General features: G+C 65.0%; 23 protein-coding genes. 11 read left to right on the top strand and 12 right to left on the bottom strand.

The features are described from left to right. Window positions 1-6 precede the first annotated feature (6 nt). From AABQ55_RS29090 to AABQ55_RS29070, 5 genes are all read right to left on the bottom strand, one after another. Window positions 7-822, bottom strand: a complete 816-nt coding sequence (locus tag AABQ55_RS29090) for an amino acid ABC transporter ATP-binding protein (protein WP_443021244.1) — start codon at window positions 820-822, stop codon at window positions 7-9. After that, entirely contained in the window at window positions 797-1,474 is a 678-nt protein-coding gene (locus AABQ55_RS29085; RefSeq protein WP_244768569.1) for an amino acid ABC transporter permease, read from the bottom strand. The genes AABQ55_RS29090 and AABQ55_RS29085 overlap by 26 nt, the downstream gene beginning before the upstream one ends. A gap of 18 nt (window positions 1,475-1,492) precedes the next feature. Further along, a complete protein-coding gene (locus AABQ55_RS29080) occupies window positions 1,493-2,311 on the bottom strand; it encodes a transporter substrate-binding domain-containing protein (RefSeq protein ID WP_272808542.1) in 819 nt (272 codons plus the stop codon). 127 nt (window positions 2,312-2,438) lie between these two features. After that, window positions 2,439-2,711: a GYD domain-containing protein gene (locus AABQ55_RS29075; RefSeq protein ID WP_272808541.1), complete on the bottom strand. Its 273-nt coding sequence runs from the start codon at window positions 2,709-2,711 to the stop codon at window positions 2,439-2,441. 35 nt (window positions 2,712-2,746) lie between these two features. After that, a complete protein-coding gene (locus tag AABQ55_RS29070) occupies window positions 2,747-3,421 on the bottom strand; it encodes a cysteine hydrolase family protein (RefSeq protein ID WP_272808540.1) in 675 nt (224 codons plus the stop codon). A 106-nt stretch (window positions 3,422-3,527) separates the two neighbouring features. On the opposite strand from AABQ55_RS29070, the gene AABQ55_RS29065 reads away from it, so the two are divergent. From AABQ55_RS29065 to AABQ55_RS29045, 5 genes are all read left to right on the top strand, one after another. Next, the gene (locus tag AABQ55_RS29065) at window positions 3,528-4,436 is read left to right on the top strand and encodes a LysR substrate-binding domain-containing protein (protein ID WP_272808539.1); all 909 of its coding nucleotides are present in this window, start codon (window positions 3,528-3,530) and stop codon (window positions 4,434-4,436) included. Between the two features lie 31 nt (window positions 4,437-4,467). Further along, window positions 4,468-5,358, top strand: a complete 891-nt coding sequence (locus AABQ55_RS29060; protein WP_272808538.1) for a LysR substrate-binding domain-containing protein — start codon at window positions 4,468-4,470, stop codon at window positions 5,356-5,358. Between the two features lie 483 nt (window positions 5,359-5,841). Then, complete coding sequence (locus AABQ55_RS29055) at window positions 5,842-6,162, top strand: DMT family transporter (RefSeq protein WP_244768563.1); 321 nt, start codon at window positions 5,842-5,844, stop codon at window positions 6,160-6,162. 46 nt (window positions 6,163-6,208) lie between these two features. Then, window positions 6,209-6,583 (top strand): DMT family transporter, encoded by a 375-nt coding sequence (locus tag AABQ55_RS29050; RefSeq protein ID WP_244768562.1) that lies wholly within the window; start codon window positions 6,209-6,211, stop codon window positions 6,581-6,583. Between the two features lie 403 nt (window positions 6,584-6,986). Then, window positions 6,987-7,397, top strand: a complete 411-nt coding sequence (locus AABQ55_RS29045; RefSeq protein WP_244768561.1) for a MarR family winged helix-turn-helix transcriptional regulator — start codon at window positions 6,987-6,989, stop codon at window positions 7,395-7,397. A gap of 92 nt (window positions 7,398-7,489) precedes the next feature. Here AABQ55_RS29045 and AABQ55_RS29040 read toward each other — a convergent pair whose 3' ends face one another. After that, complete coding sequence (locus tag AABQ55_RS29040) at window positions 7,490-7,837, bottom strand: hypothetical protein (protein WP_272808776.1); 348 nt, start codon at window positions 7,835-7,837, stop codon at window positions 7,490-7,492. Window positions 7,838-8,053: 216 nt separating this feature from the next. On the opposite strand from AABQ55_RS29040, the gene AABQ55_RS29035 reads away from it, so the two are divergent. The 6 genes from AABQ55_RS29035 to AABQ55_RS29010 all read left to right on the top strand — a co-directional run bounded on the left by AABQ55_RS29035 (window position 8,054) and on the right by AABQ55_RS29010 (window position 13,190). Continuing rightward, complete coding sequence (locus tag AABQ55_RS29035) at window positions 8,054-8,950, top strand: LysR substrate-binding domain-containing protein (RefSeq protein ID WP_244768560.1); 897 nt, start codon at window positions 8,054-8,056, stop codon at window positions 8,948-8,950. Window positions 8,951-9,151: 201 nt separating this feature from the next. Next, window positions 9,152-9,922, top strand: a complete 771-nt coding sequence (locus tag AABQ55_RS29030) for an ABC transporter ATP-binding protein (RefSeq protein ID WP_272808537.1) — start codon at window positions 9,152-9,154, stop codon at window positions 9,920-9,922. An 82-nt stretch (window positions 9,923-10,004) separates the two neighbouring features. Beyond that, window positions 10,005-10,769 carry a transporter substrate-binding domain-containing protein gene (locus AABQ55_RS29025; RefSeq protein WP_244768558.1) on the top strand — a complete coding sequence of 255 codons (765 nt, stop codon included), beginning with the start codon at window positions 10,005-10,007 and terminating at the stop codon, window positions 10,767-10,769. A 5-nt stretch (window positions 10,770-10,774) separates the two neighbouring features. After that, entirely contained in the window at window positions 10,775-11,464 is a 690-nt protein-coding gene (locus AABQ55_RS29020; RefSeq protein ID WP_272808536.1) for an ABC transporter permease, read from the top strand. Further along, window positions 11,461-12,153, top strand: a complete 693-nt coding sequence (locus AABQ55_RS29015; RefSeq protein WP_244768556.1) for an ABC transporter permease — start codon at window positions 11,461-11,463, stop codon at window positions 12,151-12,153. The genes AABQ55_RS29020 and AABQ55_RS29015 overlap by 4 nt, the downstream gene beginning before the upstream one ends. 74 nt (window positions 12,154-12,227) lie before the next feature. Next, a complete protein-coding gene (locus AABQ55_RS29010; protein WP_272808535.1) occupies window positions 12,228-13,190 on the top strand; it encodes an arginase family protein in 963 nt (320 codons plus the stop codon). Between the two features lie 270 nt (window positions 13,191-13,460). Here the strand turns inward: AABQ55_RS29010 and AABQ55_RS29005 are convergent, their stop codons facing one another. Genes AABQ55_RS29005 through AABQ55_RS28980 form a run of 6 tightly spaced genes read right to left on the bottom strand, consistent with a single transcriptional unit; the run spans window position 13,461 to window position 20,530 of the window. Then, on the bottom strand, window positions 13,461-14,651 hold the full coding sequence (locus AABQ55_RS29005; protein WP_272808534.1) for a serine hydrolase domain-containing protein: 1,191 nt from the start codon (window positions 14,649-14,651) through the stop codon (window positions 13,461-13,463). A gap of 36 nt (window positions 14,652-14,687) precedes the next feature. After that, window positions 14,688-15,617, bottom strand: coding sequence for a MurR/RpiR family transcriptional regulator (locus AABQ55_RS29000; protein ID WP_272808533.1), 930 nt, complete (start codon window positions 15,615-15,617; stop codon window positions 14,688-14,690). A gap of 12 nt (window positions 15,618-15,629) precedes the next feature. Further along, window positions 15,630-17,081 (bottom strand): amidase, encoded by a 1,452-nt coding sequence (locus AABQ55_RS28995; RefSeq protein WP_272808532.1) that lies wholly within the window; start codon window positions 17,079-17,081, stop codon window positions 15,630-15,632. Window positions 17,082-17,085: 4 nt separating this feature from the next. Further along, window positions 17,086-18,732, bottom strand: coding sequence for a dipeptide ABC transporter ATP-binding protein (locus AABQ55_RS28990; protein ID WP_272808531.1), 1,647 nt, complete (start codon window positions 18,730-18,732; stop codon window positions 17,086-17,088). Continuing rightward, complete coding sequence (locus AABQ55_RS28985; RefSeq protein ID WP_272808530.1) at window positions 18,729-19,580, bottom strand: ABC transporter permease; 852 nt, start codon at window positions 19,578-19,580, stop codon at window positions 18,729-18,731. Before AABQ55_RS28985 ends, AABQ55_RS28990 begins: the two co-directional genes overlap by 4 nt. An 11-nt stretch (window positions 19,581-19,591) precedes the next feature. Beyond that, the gene (locus tag AABQ55_RS28980) at window positions 19,592-20,530 is read right to left on the bottom strand and encodes an ABC transporter permease (RefSeq protein ID WP_244768549.1); all 939 of its coding nucleotides are present in this window, start codon (window positions 20,528-20,530) and stop codon (window positions 19,592-19,594) included. Between the last annotated feature and the right edge of the window lie 30 nt (window positions 20,531-20,560).

Below are 20,560 nucleotides of genomic sequence, written 5' to 3'. Positions count from 1 at the left end.
TCTCGCTCAATGCAGCAGCTTGCCGAGAAAGCGCCGCGTGCGTTCATGTGTCGGCGCCGAAAACAGCATGTCCGGCTTGTTGCGCTCGATGATCTGGCCACCGTCCATGAAAACCACTTCGCTGGCCACTTCGCGCGCAAAATTCATTTCGTGGGTGACGCACACCATCGTCATGCCGTCGGCGGCAAGCGAAATCATCGTGTCCAGCACTTCCTTGACCATTTCGGGATCGAGCGCCGAGGTGGGCTCGTCGAACAGCATGATGCTCGGGTTCATGCAGAGGGCCCGCGCGATGGCGACGCGCTGCTGCTGGCCGCCCGAGAGCTGGCCCGGATATTTGTCTGCTTTTTCCGGGATATGCACACGTTCCAGATATTTCATGGCGATCTCGGTCGCCTGCTTTTTCGGCAGCTTGCGCACCCAGCGCTGGGCGACCGTGCAGTTTTCGAGAACCGTCAGGTGCGGAAACAGATTGAAGTGCTGAAACACCATGCCGACGTCGCTTCGAACGCGGTCGATGCGCTTGAGCTGGTTGGTGAGCTCGATGCCGTTGACGATGATCGAGCCTTCCTGGTGAACCTCGAGACGGTTCATGCAGCGGATCAGCGTCGATTTGCCGGAGCCGGAGGGTCCGCAGATCACGATGCGCTCGCCCTTGTTCACCGTAAGGTCGATGCCCTTCAGGACCTGGAAAGCGCCATACCATTTGCTGACGCCAGCCACCTCGATCGCGGCCTTGTGCGGAAGATCGGTCTTCGTTTGCGTGTTCATGTCCAACTCGTGGGTGAAGCGGGGATCAGCGATAGCCGCGTGACAGCACATGCTCGATGCGGTTCTGCGCGAGCGTCAGCACCGAGACGATGACGAGGTAGTAGACGAGCGCGGCGCCGTACCATTCGAGGAAGCGGAAGCTCGTCGCGATGGCGAACTGCGAAACGGTCATCAGTTCCTTGAGCGAGATCACGGTCGCAAGCGACGTGGTCTTCAGGAGGGAAATGAATTCGTTCATCAGCGCGGGAACCGCGATCCGGAGCGCCTGCGGCATGGTGATGACCAGAAAGATCTGCCAGCGATGCATGCCGAGGGCCGCCGCCCCTTCCCGCTGGCCCGGGCCGACGGCGGCAAAGGCGCTGCGCAGGATTTCCGCCAGATAGGCGATCTGGATGAGCGACAGTGCCAGGAACGCCGCGACGAAAGGCGTGAACCAGCCGGCGCGGAAGATCTCCGAAATCTGCGGCAGGCCGTTCCAGACGAAGAGCAACACGAGCAGGGCCGGCGCGCCGCGGAAGAGCCAGACATAGAGCGTCACCAGCCACCGGACCGCCGGCCGCGGGGAGCCCGCCATGGAGCCAAGCCCCATGCCGAGCACCAAGGACACGGCCATGACACAAACGGAAAGGCCGATCGTCAGGAGCGCCCCCTTGAAAAGGGGGGCGCTGAAGATCGCGTGCAGGAAGAGGTCGAGCTGGAACAATGCTGAACCGTCCTGTCGTCAGTTGACGTCATGGGAAACGTCGGTCGCCGTTTCCGGCAGGTTCCATTTCTGGAGCAGCGCCTTCATCTCGCCGCTTGCCTGCAGGGCCTCGATCGCTTCCTTCAGCATCTGGCGGTCGCCATCGCTCTTTCTAAGATAGATGCCATAGTTCTCGCTCTCCTCATAGGTGTAGGGAATGCTCAGGCGGCCCGGCACCTGAAGCATGCGATAGGCGGCCGTCGTATCCTGCGTGATGGTGGCGGTCGCGCGGCCGACGAGGATCTGCTCGATCACGCCGGATGCCGAAGGATAGGTCTGCGCCTGGATCGGCGCCTTGCCGGCGGCCTCGAGCTCCGCATTGAGGTCGGCGACGATCTTTTCATAGGACGTGCCGGCCTCGATCGCCATCACCTTGCCGCTGACATCGGCGGGGACCTTGGTCTGCGTGTCGCTCGCCGCGGTGACCAACACGATATGCGAGCTGAAATAGGGGATGCCGTCGTATTTCTCCAGGCGGGCGGGCGTGATCAGGATACCGCTCGCGACAAGGTCGCAGCGCTTCGAATCGAGCGAGGGGAGCAAACCCTTGAAGTCGCCGACGATATATTCGGCCTTGGCGCCCCACCGCTTGGCGATCGCGTCCATGACGTCGATCTCGAAGCCGATGAGGTCCTTGTCGCCGGGGTTCTCGTAATATTCCATCGGCGGGAATTCGCCGCTGGTGCAGACCTTCAAGACGCCGCCCGATACGAAGTCGGGTTTCTGGTCCGCGGCAAGACCGGCGCTTGCGCCAAAAATAGCTGCCAGCATGGTGCCGGCGAGAAGAGACGGTTTCATTCCCAGTCGTGCAGTCTTCATTGTCGTGTTCCCTTGTTTTGGCTTCTTGGATGGATGTTTTGTTAAGTCGTATATGAACGTTCCTTGCAGACAAGCTAAATATTTTCGCTGAAAAAACTCAGAAAAACTAAACGATAGTCGTGAGGATCTGCCCGTACATGTCCGTGTCGAAGGCCGGAAGGATCAACGGTTCGACATGTCCGTCCCGGCGGGCAGTAAGGACGTATTGCATCATCGCTTCATTGCTCGGCATCTCGAAAACCTGCACGAAATCATAGGGGCCGAGCAGGGCGTAGAAGGCGATCGAGCGGCCGCCGAGCGCCGCCACGCGATCCTCGCTGACCTTGCGGCGCTTGGCGCTGTCGGTCAGCTCGGTGAGCCCCTTTTGCGTCAGGCGCATCAGGGAAACGTATTTCTGGTTCGCAGGCACCCCACTCATTTCGCAGCGGTTCCAAGCTTCTTCAGGCCTTCAAGAACCGCGGCCGTGTCGGCGAGCGCGCCGAAAATGCCGTTCTCGACGGTGACCATGTGAAGAGCCGCCTCATGGGCGTATTGATCGCCGCTGGCGCAGGCATCGGAGATCGTCAGGCATTGGAAGTTGCGGTCGCAGGCCTCCCGCAGCGTGGTGTGGACGCAGACATCCGTGGTGCAGCCGGAAAACAGGAGATGCGTGATGCCCTGCGCGCGCAGGACATGCTCGAAGTCCGTATGGGTGAAGGCGCTGTTGCAGGTTTTGTCGACGATGATGTCCTCCGGACGCACATCCAGTTCGGGAACGATCTGGAAGCCGGGGCTGGACCGCAGCAGCGCGGTCGTCCCCTCAAGCCCGGAGCGCTTCCGGCGCCATTTCTCATAAGGGGTCATGTCCGCGAGATCTTCGCGATAGCCCTGCCGCGTGTGGATGATCCGAACCCCCGCACCCCGGCAGGCGGCAATCAGCCGGTTGACCGCGGGAAGGATTGCGCGGAGCGGCGCCGGGTCATAGCCCTGCCGGGCGAAATAGCCCGTCGTCGAGAGGAAATCCTCCTGCAGGTCGATGACGATGAGCGCGGTCTTTTCCGCCTCCAGATTGCCGTCATAGGGAAAATCGAATGGCTTTGCCGAAATCATGAACGTTCTCCTCTTTGTCGTTGGATAACACTCTTAACAGTTTGGAAAAATCAATTTATAATCACCGATATCGTTCTGTTATTATAAACAATAAACCGGACCTTCGATGAGTCGCCTGCCCCCGTATCTGCAATATCTGCCGGCCTTCGAGGCAACGGCGCGCCTCGGCGGGGTCCGGCATGCGGCCGAGGAACTGAACCTCAGCCCGAGCGCGATTTCCCTGCAACTGAAGAAGCTCAGCGAAGCCACGGGGATCGTGCTGTTTCAGAAAGCGGGCCGGAATGTCGCGCTGACCCAGGCGGGCAAGGACTTTTCGCAGGCCGTTGCCATATCGCTCGGTCAACTCGACACGGCGACGCGCGCCTCGCGGAAAATCACCGCCGGCGACCAGCCCGCCGCGCTGTCGGTCTCCGTGCCGACCGCACTCGGCATCGCCTGGCTGACAGCGGCCATCGTCGACTTCGCCCAGTCGAACGGCATAGCCAGCCTGACGATCAACGAGGCCATCACCGCCGCGGACGTTGACTGGGACAAGAACGACCTCGCCATCGTCTACGACAACCCGCCGTTTACCGGAAAATACTGGCGGTCGCTCAGCGAAGTCAGGCTCTGCGCCGTCTGCTCGCCGACGCTGTTCCCCCGGCTCGACCTGCGCAACCGCGACAGGAAGCTGAGTTCGGTCGTCCTGCTGCATGAGGACGATGGCGGCGAATGGGCGAAGTGGTCCGTCGCCGCGCGGATCGGCCTTGAGGGCAACATTCGGGTGCGGGTGAATTCAGTGGCGCAGGCGATCGCATCTGCCGTTCAAGGCCGCGGCGTGGCGCTGGTCTCGGACGTCCTGACGCGGAACTATCTGAGCGAGGGCCGGCTCATTCAGCCGTTTTCGACGACCATCAACGCGGCGCGGGAATATTACATCGTCTGTCCCGTGGATCGGGCGGGCGATCCGGTCCTGCGCGCGCTTGCCGATCGCGTGATCGAGCAGTTGCGCCCCGGACGCGACCAGAATGCCTGATCATCAAGTCCCCGATTGAGGAACGAAACCGATGGTGCTGCCTCCCCTTCATGCATTCCGCGTCTTCGAGAGCGTCGCGCGGCTCGGCAATGTCAGCGCGGCGGCGGCGGAACTGCATGTGACGCCGGGCGCCGTCAGCCAGCAGATTCGCGCGTTGCAGACGGCGCTCGGTGTCGACCTGTTTCAAAAGCGCGGACGCCAACTGGCCCTGACCCGCAGCGGAAGCCAGCTCCAGCGCTCGGTGGCGAGCGCGATGGACGCGATCCAGACCGGCGTGCGCCAGCTTTCGGTGCAAAGATATGGCGACGCCGGCAGGCGAACCCTGACCATCTCCATCCCGCAGGTTCATGGCGTCACCTGGCTCGCCACCCGGCTTTTCACCTTCATGGCCGACATCCCGAACTTCCAGTTGAAGGTCGTCACGTCCAGCCACTTTCCCGGCGTCGACTGGCGCAAGACGGATGTTGCGATCGTCTATGGGGCGCCGCCGTGGCCAGGTTTCTGGTGGCGCCTGCTGCACGGCATCCGCATGACGCCCGTCTGCAGCCCGCAGCTCCTGCGCGGGCCGAACGCCATCCGCCAGCCATCCGACCTCGCCTATCACCGGCTGCTTCACGAGGATGACGGATCGCAATGGCGTCGCTGGCAGGCGGAGGCGGGCATTGCCTATGCCGGCGAAGCGGACGTCTATTTCGACGACTTCGGCATCGTCCTTCAGGCTGCACGGGATGGTTTCGGCGTCGCGCTCAGCGACGAAGTCGTTTCCGCCCGCGATCTCGACGAAGGCCGGCTGGTACAGCCGCTGCAACTCAGCGTACCGGCTCTTCACAATTATTATTGCATCTGCCCGGAAGCAAAGCGGGAAACTGCCGAGGTCAGCTATTTCATCAACTGGCTGATCGAGGAAGCGACGACACCTTGAAGCCCCAGCGGCGGCGATAGAAAATTCCCGCGGGTTTGGCGTTGACGGGATTCTTACCAAAACCTGAGAACTCCGGGTGCTCGACAGCCGGACGATCTGGAGGCGGCCCGCGGCAGGCGTGCCAGGCGATCGTCACATCCGCCTGCGTGCCGACCTCCTGCATGCAGGCCTAATAGCGGGTATGACTATAGCTTGAGTACCTCCCCCTTGCGGCCGGCCTCTGCGAGTATCGGCTTGTGGGCCATATTCCGCATATTCGAGGAAATTCTCGTCGAGATAGGCGCTAGTCAGCGGCACGCCGGATAATTCCCGGACCTATCTCGCAGCAGCTGAATACCTATTAATTTGCATGCACATGCATAGATATTGACTTATTCCGCCAGCTTTAATATGCATGCACATGCAAGTAAATAAACCGGTGCACGAAGCTCTGCCCACCAGGCGCAGGCCATCAAGCCCAACCAGTGATGAAAGGAAAACACGATGAGCTGGCTATATCTTGGAGTAGCCGTGATCTTTGAGATCGCGGTCGCAATCAGCGCAGGCAATGCGAAGGGATTCACGCGGCTTGGGTGGACTATCGTCACCCTTGTCAGCGGCGCAATCGCCACTTTCTTCCTCAGTCTTGCACTTCTTACCTTCGACGTTGGCGTTGGTTACGCCATCTGGACCTCCGTTGCGGGCGTCGGGATCGTCGTCCTGGGTGCGCTGTTCTTCGGCCAGCAACTCAACCTGAAAAAGATACTCGGGATCGCCCTCGTCATCGGAGGCGTCGTTGGCCTGCGCCTCAGCGGCGCAGCGTAGAGAACCGTCGCCCTTAAATTCCCATCCGACCTGAAAGGAACTTGACATGACGACTACGGATGAAAACCACCAAAGCAGCGGGCGCGCATGGATCATGTTGATGCTCGCAAGCGCCTTTGAAATCGGATATGCGCTCAGCGTCGGGGGCAGCCAGGCGTTTACCGTCCTGAGCTGGTCGGCGGCCGCTTTGGTGTTCTTCCTGCTCACACTTTACTTCCTTAGCGCCGCCTTGCGGACCATCGACGTGGGGATCGGCTATGCGGTATGGGCAGGCATCGGCTCCGTGGGCGCGGCTGTCTTCGGGAGCATCCTGCTCGACCAGCCGCTCACGCTGGGCCAGGCATTCTGGCTGGCAGTCATCATCGCCGGTATCGTCTGGCTGAAGCTCGCCGACAGCGCAAAGCTCCAGGGTCGAGCCTGATGGCAGCCGATCGTTCGACCCGCGACAAGCAGCTCATGGAGGAGGCAGTCGCCTTCTCCGTGAAATCCTGTCCACGACGGTGGCATTCCATTCACCGCCTTCGCGGTTGACTAGGATGACGTGATTTTTTAGGTGAGGCGCCAGTTGCGACTGGAAGCATTTCAATCATACCCGCGCTTGGGTTCGGCGATCGCGGCATGTATCTCTTCTTTGCCGATAGTCCGCAAATCCGACGGTCGCCTGCCATGAGCAAGATCGCCATCTTGAAGGGCTTGCCCCCACGCTTGGCATTTCGCTTATGGCTGCGCGTATCATGGCGACGCACATTCCTTGAGTCGGCGGTTGCATGGACATACATATGAAGAATGCCCCACTGATTGCTCGAAAGGAGTCTACGCCGGTCATGTCCAAGAGAAGCGATTCATGGCTCAAGCTGATTCATGTCGTAGCCAACGTCGAAGCGGAGCTGGGCAAGGTTTTGCAAGAACAGCACGGGCTTGGCCTGTCGGAATATCGTGCGCTCCAGATATTGTCACGATCGGCCAAATCCGAACTTCGAATGCAGGAGTTGGCCACGCATCTGCATCTGAACCAGAGTTCGGTTTCGCGAATGGTCGAGCGTCTGGAGCGCGGCGCGCTCACCATTCGCGATCTTTGCCCGGACGACAAGCGCGGGGTCTACACGGTCCTGACCGAAAAAGGGCGTTCACGCTTCGAAAGCGCTCAGCCCGACTACGAGGCGACGCTGGCCGCCGCGCTCAAGGACCACGGCTTCGAGGAAACACTGTCAGCAAAACTTCTGAAGACAGAATAGCCGCCGGCTCCGTTGTCAGCCATTCGCGCTGCAGGTTCCCTATATGTGAACTTCCAGTAGCTGCCATATAGGCCGAACCGAGAAGGCTGGAGTTACCGAGCCGCGAACGCCTGCCATTCGTGCCATATGGGATTGGCGGCCTGCGCTTGCATATCGGTGTCGAGGAACTGCGTATAGCGCGTGAAGCCGGCAATGCCCTTGGGATAGGTCTCGATGATCGCGTTGATCTTGTCGATCGGCCGGAAGAACACGCCTACCACGAGCAGGAAGCCGACGAAGCCGCCTCGTCGGGCGGCGACTTGCTCGCCTGCGGGAGCGGACAGGTGGAACAGTAGTCGAGCCTGTCGACGAGATAGCGGATGCAGCAGATACGCTGGCGCCGCCCGAAACAGCGTGGTAGCGCACGGGCGCGTGAATGGGGTTGGAGCGCCCGTCAACAAGGCGCCGTTTCCCCATGAGGGCGAGCGCATCCGCGATGGACGCACATGCCAGCGGGCTTAGCAACAATACCTTGTCCACCGCACGTGACTTGCCTCCTTATCATGTTATCGTGAAGAGGTTCGGGCCGCACACCTGCCGTTGGGAACATGTTTTCGACGTTCATTTCTCCTCGCACCATCACCGTTTTCAAATTGGCCGACCTACACAACCTTCCCTTGCCGACACTGCGCACCTTCGAGGTGGCGGCACGCCACCAGAGCCTCGCGAAGGCTGCGGCAGAGCTGCACCTGACGGACAGCGCGGTGAGCCATCAGATCCGCCGGCTGGAAGAGGCGCTCGGCTGCGAGCTCTTCGTCAAGGCCGGACGCGGCGTGGTGCTGACGGATGCGGGCAGGATCCTCGCCAAGACGGTGTCCGCCGCGCTCCAGGAGATTCTTGCCGCCACGATGCGCCTTGCCGACGCAAGCCAGGTCGGCGGCCGGCTCGATGTCGCCTGTCCGCCGATGTTCGCCAATACCTGGCTCGCCCGGCACATCAGCGACTTCTGCCAGGACCATCCGTCGATCGAATGCCACATCCGCCTGGTCGAGAACCAGCGAGTGCACGAGCTCGGCGACATCGACGTCGGCATTTCCTTCGGCCCAGGCGGCTGGGCGGATCGCTGGTCCGCCCTCCTCGCCCATGTCAATGTCACGCCGGTGTGCAGCCCGCTGCTGTTCGAGCGCATCGGCGGGACGATCACCCGGCCCGCCGACCTGCGCCATTGCCTCCTGCTTCACTGGGACGACGGCTCGGAATGGCGGCGGTGGTTCTCCGAGGCCGGCGAAACCGACTTCGACCAGCAGGCCCGGCACCTCTATTGCAGCGACCTCGGCATGGCGATCGATCTCGCGATCCACGGCACCGGGGTGGCGCTGGTGAGCGATACGCTCTCGGCCTCCGATCTCAAGCGGGGCGTCCTGATCAAGCCCTTCTCGTTTTCCATCGACGCCTTCGGCGGCTGGCACGTCGTCTGCAACAATGCGAGCCTTCGCCGCTCGGCGACCCGCCTCTTCCTGCGCTGGCTGCTTGCCCGTTTCGGCCGCGACGCCGCATGGGAAACCCTGCCCTGACAGGGGTTTCCGGGAAAGCTGACTGAGATTCACAAATCATTCCATCGTCTTCGGCCCATGCCCCGGACGAATTCGCAATACATGATTTCACGTCATGTATCGGGTGAAGAATCGTCATTTGCGCAAAACGGCGCCATGTCCCTAGATGGCAAAAGAAATGAGCAGAAGAGCGGTCCGAGCCGCCTTGCCGAAAGGGAACCGATGCTGAAACTCAGCGCGACAGACATCCACAAGTCCTACGGTGCGCACGAGGTGCTGAAGGGCGTCTCGCTCCAGGCCGAGGCGGGCGACGTGATCAGCGTTATCGGTGCCAGCGGCTCCGGCAAGAGCACGTTCCTGCGCTGCATCAACTTCCTGGAGCGCCCGAGTGCCGGCACCGTCGCCATCGACGGCGAGGTGCTGGCGACCGTCCGGGACCGCGACGGCATGCTGCGGGCCAGCGACCGGCACCAGTTGCGCCGCATCCGCAGCAAGCTCGCCATGGTCTTCCAGAACTTCTGCCTCTGGTCGCACATGTCCGTGCTTTCGAACGTGGTCGAGGCTCCGGTCAGCGTCCTCGGGCTCTCGCGGAAGGAAGCGGTCGAGCGGGCGAAGGCCAACCTCTCCAAGGTGGGCCTCAACTACGAGGTTCTGGAAAGGTATCCCTCGCATCTTTCCGGCGGCCAGCAGCAGCGCGTGGCAGTCGCCCGCGCCCTCAGCATGGATCCGGACGTGATGCTGTTCGACGAGCCGACCTCCGCGCTGGACCCCGAACTCGTGAGCGAGGTGCTGCGCGTCATGCAGGCACTCGCCGAGGAAGGGCGTACGATGATCGTCGTCACCCACGAGATGGGCTTCGCCCGCCACGCGTCGAGCCGCGTCGTCTTCCTCCACCTCGGACGGGTGGAGGAGGAAGGCGCGCCGGACGCGATCTTCACCCGGGCGAGCAGCCCGCGGCTGCAGCAGTTCCTGGCCGGCCGGCTGAAGCACTGATCAGGCGCCGGTCCCGACGGCCGGGCCGGGGCCGCAAACCCTGCCGAACCAACAAGAACGATCAACCCCAGAGGACAGAAGAATGAAGGCTACGCTCAAGACCCTTTTTGCCACCGCGATCATGGCTGCCGCGCTCACGGCGGCACAGGCGGCCGAACAGATCGACATTGCCACCGACGCCACCTTCCCGCCCTTCGAATACATCGATTCCGAAGGCAAGCTCGTCGGCTACGACATCGAGCTGATGGAAGCGATCTGCGAGGCGGCCGCGCTCGACTGCAACATCTTCAACGCCGCCTGGGACGGCATGATTCCCGGCCTGATCGACGGCAAGTACGACGCGCTGATCTCGCAGCTCACCGTCACGGAGAAGCGCCGCCAGGTCATCGCCTTCAGCGACATCTACGATCGCCCCATCTTCCGCTTCGTGGCGAAGAAGGGCGCCGCCTTCGACTTCACGCCCGAGGGGCTCGCCGGCAAGACGATCGCCGTGCAGACCGGCACGCCGATGGACGCCTACGTCACCAGCCATTTTCCGACGGCCAGCATCAAGCGCTACGACACGGGCAGCGCACCCTATCTCGAGCTGACGGCCGGCCGCGCCGACCTGCACATCAGCTACCAAGCCCAGATCATCCACGGCTTCCTGAAGAACGACGCCGGCAAGGACTTCGAACTCGTCGGGCCGCAGCTCACCGGCGCGGACGCGGAGGAATTCGGCGAGGGCGTGGCGATCGCCATCAACAAGAAGAACGCCGAGCTCGTCGAGAAGGTGAACAAGGGGCTCGCCGCCATCCGCGAGAACGGCAAGCTCGACGCCATCAACGCCAAATATTTCGGCGAATGACCGGCATGGTCGGTGCATTCACCGCGACGATACTGGCGGCAGGGTGGACGACCCTGCTGCTGGCCGTCGCCTCTCTCGCCGTGGCGACGGTTCTCGGCATGGCCGCGGCCTTCGCCAAGCTTTCCGGCAACCGGCTGCTGCGGAGCGCTGCCTCGCTCTATACCTTCGTCGTGCGCGGAATTCCCGATCTCGTGGTCATGCTGCTGATCTACTACAGCCTGCCCGCGCTTCTCAACCAGTGGATCGACGCGATGGGCATCGACGCGCGCATCGAGTTTCCGCCGATTATCGCCGGCATCGCGACGCTCGGGCTGATCTTCGGCGCCTACATGACCGAGACCTTCAAGACGGCCCTGCAGAACATTCCGAGAGGCCAGATCGAGGCCGCGATCGCCTACGGCCTCACGCGCCGCCGCATGTTCGCCTGCATCATCCTGCCGCAGCTCGTGCGCCTCGCCCTGCCCGGCTTCACCAACAACTGGCTGGTGCTCGCAAAGGCGACGGCACTGGTGTCGCTGATCGGCCTCCAGGACGTCATGTTCCGCGCGAAGGGCGCGGCGGAAGCGACCGGCATGCCCTTCACCTTCTATCTGGTTGCCGCCGGCTTCTACCTTCTCGTCACCATCCTCTCCCTCCTGCTTCTCGGGCTCGCTGCCCGCCGCTTCGAGATCGGCCTTCGGGAGCTCGCGCCGTGAACTGGACCGTCATCGCCGAAAACCTTCCCCTCTATGCCGAAGGGGCGAAGCTGACGCTGTTCCTCGCCTTCGCGTCGCTTGCGATCTCCTTCATGCTCGCCGTGCCGCTCGCCTTCCTGCGCAACAGCCGGGTTACGGCGGTGCGCTATACGGTCCTCTTCTATACGCTGGTCTTCCGCGGCACGCCGCTTCTGGTACAGTTGTTCCTCGTCTATTTCGGCCTCGCCCAGTTCGAGCTGATCCGCACGAGCATCCTCTGGCCGTGGCTTTCGAGCCCGATGGTCTGCGTGCTCCTCACCTTCGTGCTCAACACGACCGCCTACACGACGGAAATCTTCGCGGGGGGACTGCGCCACATCCCCGTCGGCGAGATCGAGGCCGCGCGCGCCTACGGCATGTCGCGCCGCACGCAGGCCTTGCGCATCCTCATCCCCGCCATGCTCACCCGCTCCCTGCCGCTCTATGGCAACGAGATGATCATGATGCTGCACGCAACCTCGCTCGCCAGCACCGTGACGCTGCTGGAGACCACCGGCGTCGCGCGCATGATCACCCTCACCGACTACATCCAGTTCGAGCCCTACGTGACCGCCGCGGCGATCTATCTCGCCCTGACCTTCGTGCTGGTCTCGGGCTTCCAGGTCGTCCAGCGCCGCTGGGCCGGCTATCTCGAAAACCGGATCGGCTGAGCGCCACACGGCGCGGCCCGTCCCCTCATCCAGCCCGCTTCCCGGCCGAAGGCCGCAACACAGGAGGACAATCCATGAATGAAAAGCCTGACCTCGGCGCGCTCTTCGGCGCGGCGGCCGAGACCACGACCTTCCTCGGCCTTGCGGCCTGCCCGGACCTCGACGCACTCTCGGCGCCGGTGGCGCTGATCGGCGCGCCCTGCGCCACGCCCTATGCCTCGGTGGGCGCCTATTGCCGCAACGCGCCGGATGCGCTGCGCCGGGCCACGGGATCGCTGACGGCCAATGTCGACCGCCACGATTTCGATCACGGCGGCCCCGTCTTCCCCGTGCCGGACCTGCGGCCGGTCGATTGCGGCAACCTGCCCTTCGACGAGGCCGACACCGCCGGCAATCGCGCGCACATCGCCGAGGCTGTGTCGAAGGTGCTGGCCCGTGGCGCCGTACCGGTGCTGCTGGGTGGCGACGATTCCATCCCGATCCCGATGATCGAGGCGATCGGCGCTACCGCCAGCGGACGGAAGTTCACGATCCTGCAGATCGACGCCCATATCGACTGGCGCGAGATGCACATGGGCGAGCGGCTGGGCCTGTCCTCCACCATGCGGCGGGCTTCCGAAATGCCGCATGTCGAGCGCATCGTCCAGGTCGGCGCACGCGGCATCGGCTCGGCGGCGACCGGCGACTACGAGGATGCGCTCGCCTGGGGCGTCAGCTTCGTGACTGCCTACGACCTGCACCGCAACGGCGTCGACGCCGCGCTCGATCTCATCCCCGAAGGCAGCGACATCATCATCTGCATCGATGCCGACGCGCTCGATCCCGCGCTCGTTCCGGGCGTCATCGGCCGCGCGCCGGGCGGCCTCAGCTATTATCAGGCCGTCGACCTCATCAAGGGGGCAGCGAAGCGCGGCCGCATCGCCGCCATGGATTTCGTGGAGTTCATGCCCGAGCGGGACGTCGACGGGATCGGCGCGCTCACCTTCGCCCGCCTGATCACCACGGCGCTCGGCGTCCTCGTCCGCCAGGCGGCATAATCCCGCTGCGAGGCCTGCCAAGACATTCCGGCAGGCCTTGCGTCTCCTATGCCCGCGGGGTCGGGTGATGACGGCCAGCGTGAGCGGACCGAGCCACCGGCGCGCTCCACGGCCGGAATGGCGAGCGTGGCGAGCGCCATCCTCGATCTGCCGGTTGGTCAGCCCGACGATGCTGCGACCGAGCGCTCGAGTCTTATATAACCCCTGCGGCGCATGGGCTGCTGAATGCATCCTCCGCAGCGCGGCGGAGAACGCGGCCTCCCCCGGGAATCAGCCTGCCAGCTGCTGGCGTATGGCCCTGACGGCGGCAAGGGCTGTCCGGGTCCGTGCCGTGCTGACGAATTCCGGCCAGCTCGACAGGATGACCGCCGCGAAATCCGCTGCCGGGTCGATATAGATCAGCTGCCCGAAGACGCCGCGGGCCATATAGGCGCCGCGGGCGGTGTCCTCGATCCAGAACTGGTTGTGATAGGCGCCGGCGGGAAGGACGTCTTGATAGATGCCGCCGAAGAGCGCGGGATCGGCCTTGAAGCGCGTTGCGGCGATCCAGTCGGCCGGCACGATGCGCCGGCCGTCGATCTCCCCGCTGCGCAGATGCAGCAGGGCGAAGCGCGCATAGTCGCGCAGCGTGGCGTTGAAGCCGCCGTCGCCGAGGGCGTAGCCGGCAGCGTCCACGGTGAAGCAGGCGTCCTCCTCCGCCCCCATCGGCGCCCACAATTCACGGCTGACGAGCTCGGCCAGCGGCGTGGCGGCCGCACGCTGCAGCACGAAGGAAAGGACGTCCGTCTCGATCGAGCGGTAGCGGAAGGAGGCGCCGTGCGGGCACTCCAGGTCTTTCAGCGAGAGGATCAGATCCCAGACGTGCAGCGGCCAGTCCGGGCTCTGGCGGTCCTTCCAGCCGCTGGCGGCATCCAGCAGCGCCATGTGGGAATCGAGCGCGGTATAGGTCTCATCGAAGACCACGCCGCTGGTCATGTCCAGCACATGCTGGACGGTCGCGCCGCGATAGGCCGTCGCCTCCAGCTCCGGCAGGTAGTGCGTCAGCGGCGCGGCGGGATCGACGCGGCCCCGGCCGATCAGGATGCCCGCCACCGTGCCGACGACCGACTTGGCGACCGATTGCGACAGGTGCAGGGTGTGAGGCGCCATGCCGTTCAGGTAGCGCTCGGCAACGACCTTCCCGCCATGGAGGACGAGAAGGCCGTCGGTAAAGCTCTCGGCGAGGAAGCCGGCGATGGTGCCCTGCCGCCCGTCCGCCTCGAAGGCGATGGCGTCGATATCCTGCGGATCGGCCGGCAGCACGCTCGCCGGCCCCGCGCCGCGCCACACCCTTGCGGTCGGCAGCATCTCGCGGATGTGCTGGAAGGTCCAGCGGTTCCAGGGCGCGCGGTCCCAGTCTTGCCGGGGAATGGGGGGCTTGCCCGGTGCGAGGGGATCGCGGAACGGCGGCATGACGGTCATGAGGGATCTCGCTTTCGGTTGGGAACGGGCGCGCGTTCAATCGGTGCGGCGCAGGTAGCTGCCGCCGACGAACTCCCCGAACAGGCTGCCCATGTCGCTCATCATGGCGAAGTTGGCCTTCGCCTTCGGGCCGAGCCTGGTGGCGACGGCGTCGATCATCAGGTTGAGCACGACGCTGAGGCTTGCCGTGGAATCCCAGAAGGTCTTCACATGCGTATGGGCCTCGAAGGCGAAGCGCGTATAGGCGAAGGCCCAGTGGCTGAACTTGTCGGTGACGACGACGAGCGGCATCTCCATCGCCTTCAGCTTTTCCGCCAGCTTGATGCCGCGCGTGGCATAGGAGGCCGTATCCACGAAGACGACGGCGCTGTGCCTCGGATCCGCATTGAGGATCTCGCCGAACGTGCCGGAGGCATTGTCGATGAAGATGACGTTGGAGCGGGCCCACAGCAGGCGGCTGGCGAAGTCCATCGCCAGCCCCTTCGAGGCCTGGAAGCCGACGACATAGACGGTGCGGGCCTTGACGAGCAGGTTCGCCGCCTCCTCCCAGACCTCGGTGGTGGTCAGCGCATAGGCCTTGACGATGGCGTCGAGCTCCAGCCGCAGGCTCTCCTGCAGCATCTGCTGGCGGCCCTCGCGCATCTGGAAGCGCGCCATGTAGTCGTCGATCTCGCTGTCCTTCTCGGCGACGGCGACGCGCAGCCGCTTCTTGAGGTCGCGCAGGTTCTCGAAGCCGAGGCCGCGCACGAAGCGCGTGACGGTCATCTCGCTGACGCCGACGGCCTGCGCGATGCTGCTGCCGGTCTCGAACGGCAGGATCTGGATATTGTCGAGGATATAGGCCGCAAGGCTCTGCTCGGAGGGCGAGAAGCCGGCCATGCGGTCGCGCAGGATCGCCTCGATGTCGATCTTCTCCTCAACGCCGTTCGATCCTGCGGCATGCTTGCCGCCTCGCGCCTTCGCCACGGTCACAGTCCCCTAGAAATTGCCGGCATGCGTCGCCGGATGCCCCTGCCCCCAGATACCGGAGGCACCGCCTATGTCTTCCTCGATTTGCCGCGCCGCCGCAAGCAGCAGGTCTTCCCGGCCGAAGCGCGCCACGAGCTGGATGCCGATCGGCAGGCCATCGCCGCTGCGCCCGAGCGGCAGGGAGATCGCGGGCTGCCCCGTCGCGTTGAAGAGCGCCGTGAACGTCTCCTTGGGCGCGAGGTCGTCGAAGACGCCGTCCGCGTCGATGCCGGCCCGGTTGGGATCGAAGGTGCCGATCGGCTCCGGCGCGATGGCGCTGGTCGGGGTCAGGAGCAGGTCGTAGCCGGCAAGGAAGCGGCCGACCTGCCGCGTCACGCGGTCATAGACGGCAAGGGCCTCGATGAGTTCCGCGCCGCCGATGCCGCAGCCCCAGCGATAAAGGGCATGGACGCTCGGGCCGAGCGCGTCTTCCAACCTGCGGCCCCTGTGGCGGGCCATGGCCGGCATGTGCGCGGCGGCATCCGCGGCCCAGATGACCTTCTGGGCGTGGAGGAAGGCGGGATAGTCGAAATCGGGTGAGGCCTCCTCGACATGATGGCCGAGGGAGGCCAGCCGCTCGGCCGCCGCTCGCGTCGCCGCGGCGACCTCCGGATCGAGCCGGACGCCGGACCAGGCTGTCGTGCACAGCGCGATCCGCAACGCGCGCGGCGTGCATTGTATGGCCTCCAGATAGGTTCCGGCGGGCGCGGCGATCTCGTAGCCGTCGCCGGCGTCGGGACCGTGGCAGAGGTCGAGCAGTGCGGCGGTATCGCGCACGGAGCGGGTCAGCATGAAGGCCGTCGCCAGCCCGAGAAGCGGGGCATTGGCGTTCGGGGAGCCGGTGACCCGGCCGCGCGAGGGTTTCAGGCCGATCAGGCCGCAGAAGGCGGCGGGATTGCGGATCGATCCGCCGCCGTCGCTGCCCTGCGCGAAGGGCACGATACCGGCCGCGACGGCGGCGGCCGCCCCGCCGCTCGACCCGGCGACGCCGCGTTCCAGGTTCCAGGGATTGCGCGTCGCCCCGTAGAGCGGCGATTCCGTCGCCGCCGGCACGCCGAACTCCGAACTCGTCGTGCGCCCGGCATTCACCAGTCCGCCGTTGCGCAGGCGCGTCCAGTAGACCGCGTCATGGGCGGCGCGGAACCCCTGCGCAAGGCGGCTGCCGAATTCCGCCGGCCGCCCCGCCTCGACCGGAAAGTCCTTGGTGAGGGTGGGAATGCCGCCGAAGGGCGTGGCGGACGCCGTCTCCGGCAGGCTTTCCAGCGCGTCCGGATAAAGCTCGATGACGGCGTTCAGCGCGGGATTGACCGCCGCCACGGCCGCCGCGACGCATCGGCCGAGCTGCCGCGGGGTGATCTCGCCCCTGGCCAGCAGGCGGGCGAGGCTGGTGCCGTCATGGGATACGTATTCGTCAAGTCGCATGGGTCTATACCGGTTGTGAGATCGTGCCTGTCTGGGCGGGCAGCCGGGTGAGCGAGCCGACCAGCGCCTGCGTATAGGGATGCTGCGGCCTCGACAGCACCTGCTGCGCCACGCCCTGCTCCACGACGCGCCCGGCCTTGAAGACATAGACGCGCTGGCAAAGGCTGCTGACGACGGAGAGGTCGTGCGAGATGTAGATGAGCGTCAGCGACCGCTCGCGCTGCAGCCGCACCAGAAGCTCCAGGATCTGCGCCTGCGTCGTGACATCGAGCGCGGAGGTGATCTCGTCGGCGATGAGCAGCTGCGGCTTCAGCGCGAGCGCGCGGGCAAGGCCGACACGCTGGCATTGCCCGCCCGAGAGCTGGCGCGGCTTGCGGTCGTAGAGGCTCGCCGGCAGCTCCACCATCTCCAGCAGCGCCTCGGCCTCCTTCTGCGCCGTTTTCCGGTCGGCAAGGCCATGCCGCCAGATCGGTTCGGCAACCGCCTCGCCGATCGTCAGGCGCGGGTTGAGGGAATCGTACGGGTTCTGGAACACCATCTGCACGCGGCGGCGGAACGCCGTCAGCGCATCGCCGGAGAGCGCACCGATATCCTGCCCGCCGAGGCGGATCGCCCCGCCGCCCGGCGTGTTGAGGCGGATGATCGAGCGGGCGAGCGTGCTCTTGCCGGAACCGCTTTCGCCGACGATGCCGACCGTCTCGCCGGCGCCGATCTCAAGGTCGATCCCGTCGAGCGCCTTGAAGGCACCGCCACCGCCGAGCCCGCCGAGCAGGCCCCCGCCCGTGGAGAAGGACACCGAGAGCTTTTCCACGCTGAGCAGCGGCTTGCCGCCGTCCGGCCCGTCCGCCGTGCCGTAGGTCTTGCGGCCCGGCTGGGATTCGATCAGCAGCTTCGTATAGGGATGGCGCGGCCGGTTGATGACGTCATCGATGGCTCCCTGCTCCACCACCTCGCCGTTGCGCATCACCACCACCTGGGAGCAAATGTCCGCGACCACGCCGAGATCGTGCGAGATCAGGATCATCGCCAGCCCGGTCCTGCGGTTGAGGTCCTTGAGCAGGTGCAGGATGCGGGCCTGCACCGTGACGTCGAGCGCGGTGGTCGGCTCGTCCGCGATCAGCAGCTTCGGCCGGCAGCCGATCGCCGCGGCGATCATCGCGCGCTGCTTCATGCCGCCGGAAAATTCATGCGGATAGGAGCGCGCGCGCTTTTCCGGCTCGCGGATACCGACATCGTCAAGCAGCGCGACAGCGCGCTTGAGGCCTTCGCGCCGGGTGATGCCGAGATGGCGGACCATCGGCGCGGCCACCTGCTCGCCGATGCGGCGCAGCGGGTCGAGATGGGACGCCGGGTTCTGGAAGATCATGCCGATGTCGCGGCCGCGAATGGCGCACAGCTCGTCCTCGCCGAGCGCCAGCAGGTCCCGCCCTTCGAGCGTCACGCTGCCTTCAGCGCGGGCGGCGGCGGCCAGCAGGCGCATCACCGCGCGGCAGGTCACGGATTTGCCCGAGCCGCTTTCCCCGACGATACCGAGGATTTCGCCCGGCCGGAGCGCGAACGAGACGTTCTTCACCGCCGCAAATTCGCCGAAGCTGACGGAGAGGTCCTTTACCTCCAGCAGCGGCGGCGTGCCGTTCCTGAGCCAGCTCATGCCGTCACTCCCCTGCGCTGCAGCTGTCCCAGCCCGTCGCCGAGCAGGGCGAAGCCGAGGCCGAGGGAAATCGCGGCAAGGCCTGGGAAGAGGCAGATCCACCAGGCCTGCTGCACGAAGGCCTGCCCGTCGGCGATCATGACGCCCCATTCGGCAAGCGGCGGCTGCGCGCCCATGCCGAGGAAGCCGAAGCTTGCGCCGGCCAGCATCACCAACACCGCATCGCTCACCGCATAGGCGATGACCGGGCCGATCGCGTTGGGCAGCACATGATGGGCGAGGATGGCGGCCGGCGGATAACCGAGGCATCTGGCCGCCTGGATATATTCGCTTTCGCGGATCGTCAGCACCTGCGCGCGCACCAGCCGCGCATAGCTGACCCAGCCGACCAGCGTCAGCGCCAGGATGAAGTTCAGAAGGCCGGGACCGAGCACGCCGACGATGGCGAGAACCAGCACGAAGAAGGGGAAGGCGACGGTCAGGTCGTAGATGCGCATGAACACGGTATCGACCAGCCCGCCGAAATAGCCGCTCAGAAGACCGATGGTCGTGCCGATCACCAGCGGCGGCAGCACCCCCGCCACGCACAAGAGCAGATCGACGCGGCTTGCGAAGAGAACCCGCGAGAAGACGTCGCGGCCGACCTGGTCCGTGCCGAACCAATGGGCGGCGCTCGGTGGCGAAAGCATGTTCAGGATGTCGATGGCGTCGGGATCGTAGGGCGCGATCACCGGGGCCGCCAGCGCCAGCACCAGCCATCCGCCGAGGATGGCGAGCGCCACCAGCATGACGGGCGTGACCGTGCGGACGGAGGGGGCGGTAATTGCCGGAGCGGGTGTGTCAGCCATGGGCGGTCTCCTCAAAGCCGGACGCGCGGATCGATGAAGGCGGTCAACAGGTCCACCGTCAGCGTGATCAGGACGGTCGAGACCGCGAAGACCAGCGTCAGGCCCTGCACGACGTAGTAGTCGCGGCCGAGCAGCGCGTTGACCATCAGTGTGCCGAGGCCCGGCACCGCATAGACGGTCTCGACGATGACCGCGCCGCCGATCATGAAGGCCACCATCACCCCGAGCAGGTTGAGCGTCGGCAGCACGGCATTGGGCAGCATGGTCTGCCAGAAGATCTGCCGCTCCGTCGCGCCCTGCGCCCGCGCGGCCGTGACGAAGTCGGCGGCGGTCTTCTCGATCAGGGCGGCGCGCAGGCTCTGCGTCAGCACCGGCACCAGCCAGATCGCGGTAGAGACCGCGGGCAGGAAGAGGTGGTGCAGGTGCCCGGTGAAGCCGACGCCGTAGCCCGAAACAGGGAACCAGCCGAGGCTGACGCCGAAGAAGCGCGACATCATGATGCCCAACCAGAACACCGGGATGGTGAGGCCGGCGATCCCGACGAGGCGGATGATCTGGTCGGCGATGCCGCCCGGCCGGCGAGCGCCGAGGATGGCCAGCGCGACCGTCGGCGGGATGGCGAGGCAAAGGACATAGGCGGTCAGGAACAGCGTCGGCCACATGAACTGTTCGATGAGCTGGATGACCGGCCGCTGGAAGCGCAGCGACAGGCCGATATCTCCCGAGAGGAGATTGGCGAGATAGGTCAGGAACTGGCGCCAGAGCGGCAGGTCGAGCCCGTATTGCGAGCGGATCGCCGCCACGGTCTCGGCGCTCGCCCTTTCCCCGGCGAGAAGCCGCGCGGGATCGCCGGGGGCCATGTGCACGAGAAGGAAGGTCACGAGGCTGATGCCGGCGAGCACGCCGATAAGTTGCAGCAGGCGCCGCACAAGGAGCTGCAGAAGGGGCAATCCGGTTCTCCGCTTCGGGCGTGAAGGGCG

This window comes from Shinella sp. WSD5-1 (assembly GCF_963942435.1).
GTDB classification, from domain to species: domain Bacteria; phylum Pseudomonadota; class Alphaproteobacteria; order Rhizobiales; family Rhizobiaceae; genus Shinella; species Shinella yambaruensis.
This window is presented reverse-complemented; position numbering and strand designations above follow the sequence as displayed.

Bases quoted from the DNA above. Each gene is read 5' to 3' on its own strand.
- AABQ55_RS29090 (WP_443021244.1), bottom strand. From the start codon at position 822: ATGTGCTGTCACGCGGCTATCGCTGATCCCCGCTTCACCCACGAGTTG.
- AABQ55_RS29080 (WP_272808542.1), bottom strand. From the start codon at position 2,311: ATGAAACCGTCTCTTCTCGCCGGCACCATGCTGGCAGCTATTTTTGGC.
- AABQ55_RS29075 (WP_272808541.1), bottom strand. From the start codon at position 2,711: ATGCGCCTGACGCAAAAGGGGCTCACCGAGCTGACCGACAGCGCCAAG.
- AABQ55_RS29070 (WP_272808540.1), bottom strand. From the start codon at position 3,421: ATGATTTCGGCAAAGCCATTCGATTTTCCCTATGACGGCAATCTGGAG.
- AABQ55_RS29065 (WP_272808539.1), top strand. From the start codon at position 3,528: ATGAGTCGCCTGCCCCCGTATCTGCAATATCTGCCGGCCTTCGAGGCA.
- AABQ55_RS29060 (WP_272808538.1), top strand. From the start codon at position 4,468: ATGGTGCTGCCTCCCCTTCATGCATTCCGCGTCTTCGAGAGCGTCGCG.
- AABQ55_RS29055 (WP_244768563.1), top strand. From the start codon at position 5,842: ATGAGCTGGCTATATCTTGGAGTAGCCGTGATCTTTGAGATCGCGGTC.
- AABQ55_RS29050 (WP_244768562.1), top strand. From the start codon at position 6,209: ATGACGACTACGGATGAAAACCACCAAAGCAGCGGGCGCGCATGGATC.
- AABQ55_RS29045 (WP_244768561.1), top strand. From the start codon at position 6,987: ATGTCCAAGAGAAGCGATTCATGGCTCAAGCTGATTCATGTCGTAGCC.
- AABQ55_RS29030 (WP_272808537.1), top strand. From the start codon at position 9,152: ATGCTGAAACTCAGCGCGACAGACATCCACAAGTCCTACGGTGCGCAC.
- AABQ55_RS29025 (WP_244768558.1), top strand. From the start codon at position 10,005: ATGAAGGCTACGCTCAAGACCCTTTTTGCCACCGCGATCATGGCTGCC.
- AABQ55_RS29020 (WP_272808536.1), top strand. From the start codon at position 10,775: ATGGTCGGTGCATTCACCGCGACGATACTGGCGGCAGGGTGGACGACC.
- AABQ55_RS29010 (WP_272808535.1), top strand. From the start codon at position 12,228: ATGAATGAAAAGCCTGACCTCGGCGCGCTCTTCGGCGCGGCGGCCGAG.
- AABQ55_RS29005 (WP_272808534.1), bottom strand. From the start codon at position 14,651: ATGACCGTCATGCCGCCGTTCCGCGATCCCCTCGCACCGGGCAAGCCC.
- AABQ55_RS28995 (WP_272808532.1), bottom strand. From the start codon at position 17,081: ATGCGACTTGACGAATACGTATCCCATGACGGCACCAGCCTCGCCCGC.
- AABQ55_RS28990 (WP_272808531.1), bottom strand. From the start codon at position 18,732: ATGAGCTGGCTCAGGAACGGCACGCCGCCGCTGCTGGAGGTAAAGGAC.
- AABQ55_RS28985 (WP_272808530.1), bottom strand. From the start codon at position 19,580: ATGGCTGACACACCCGCTCCGGCAATTACCGCCCCCTCCGTCCGCACG.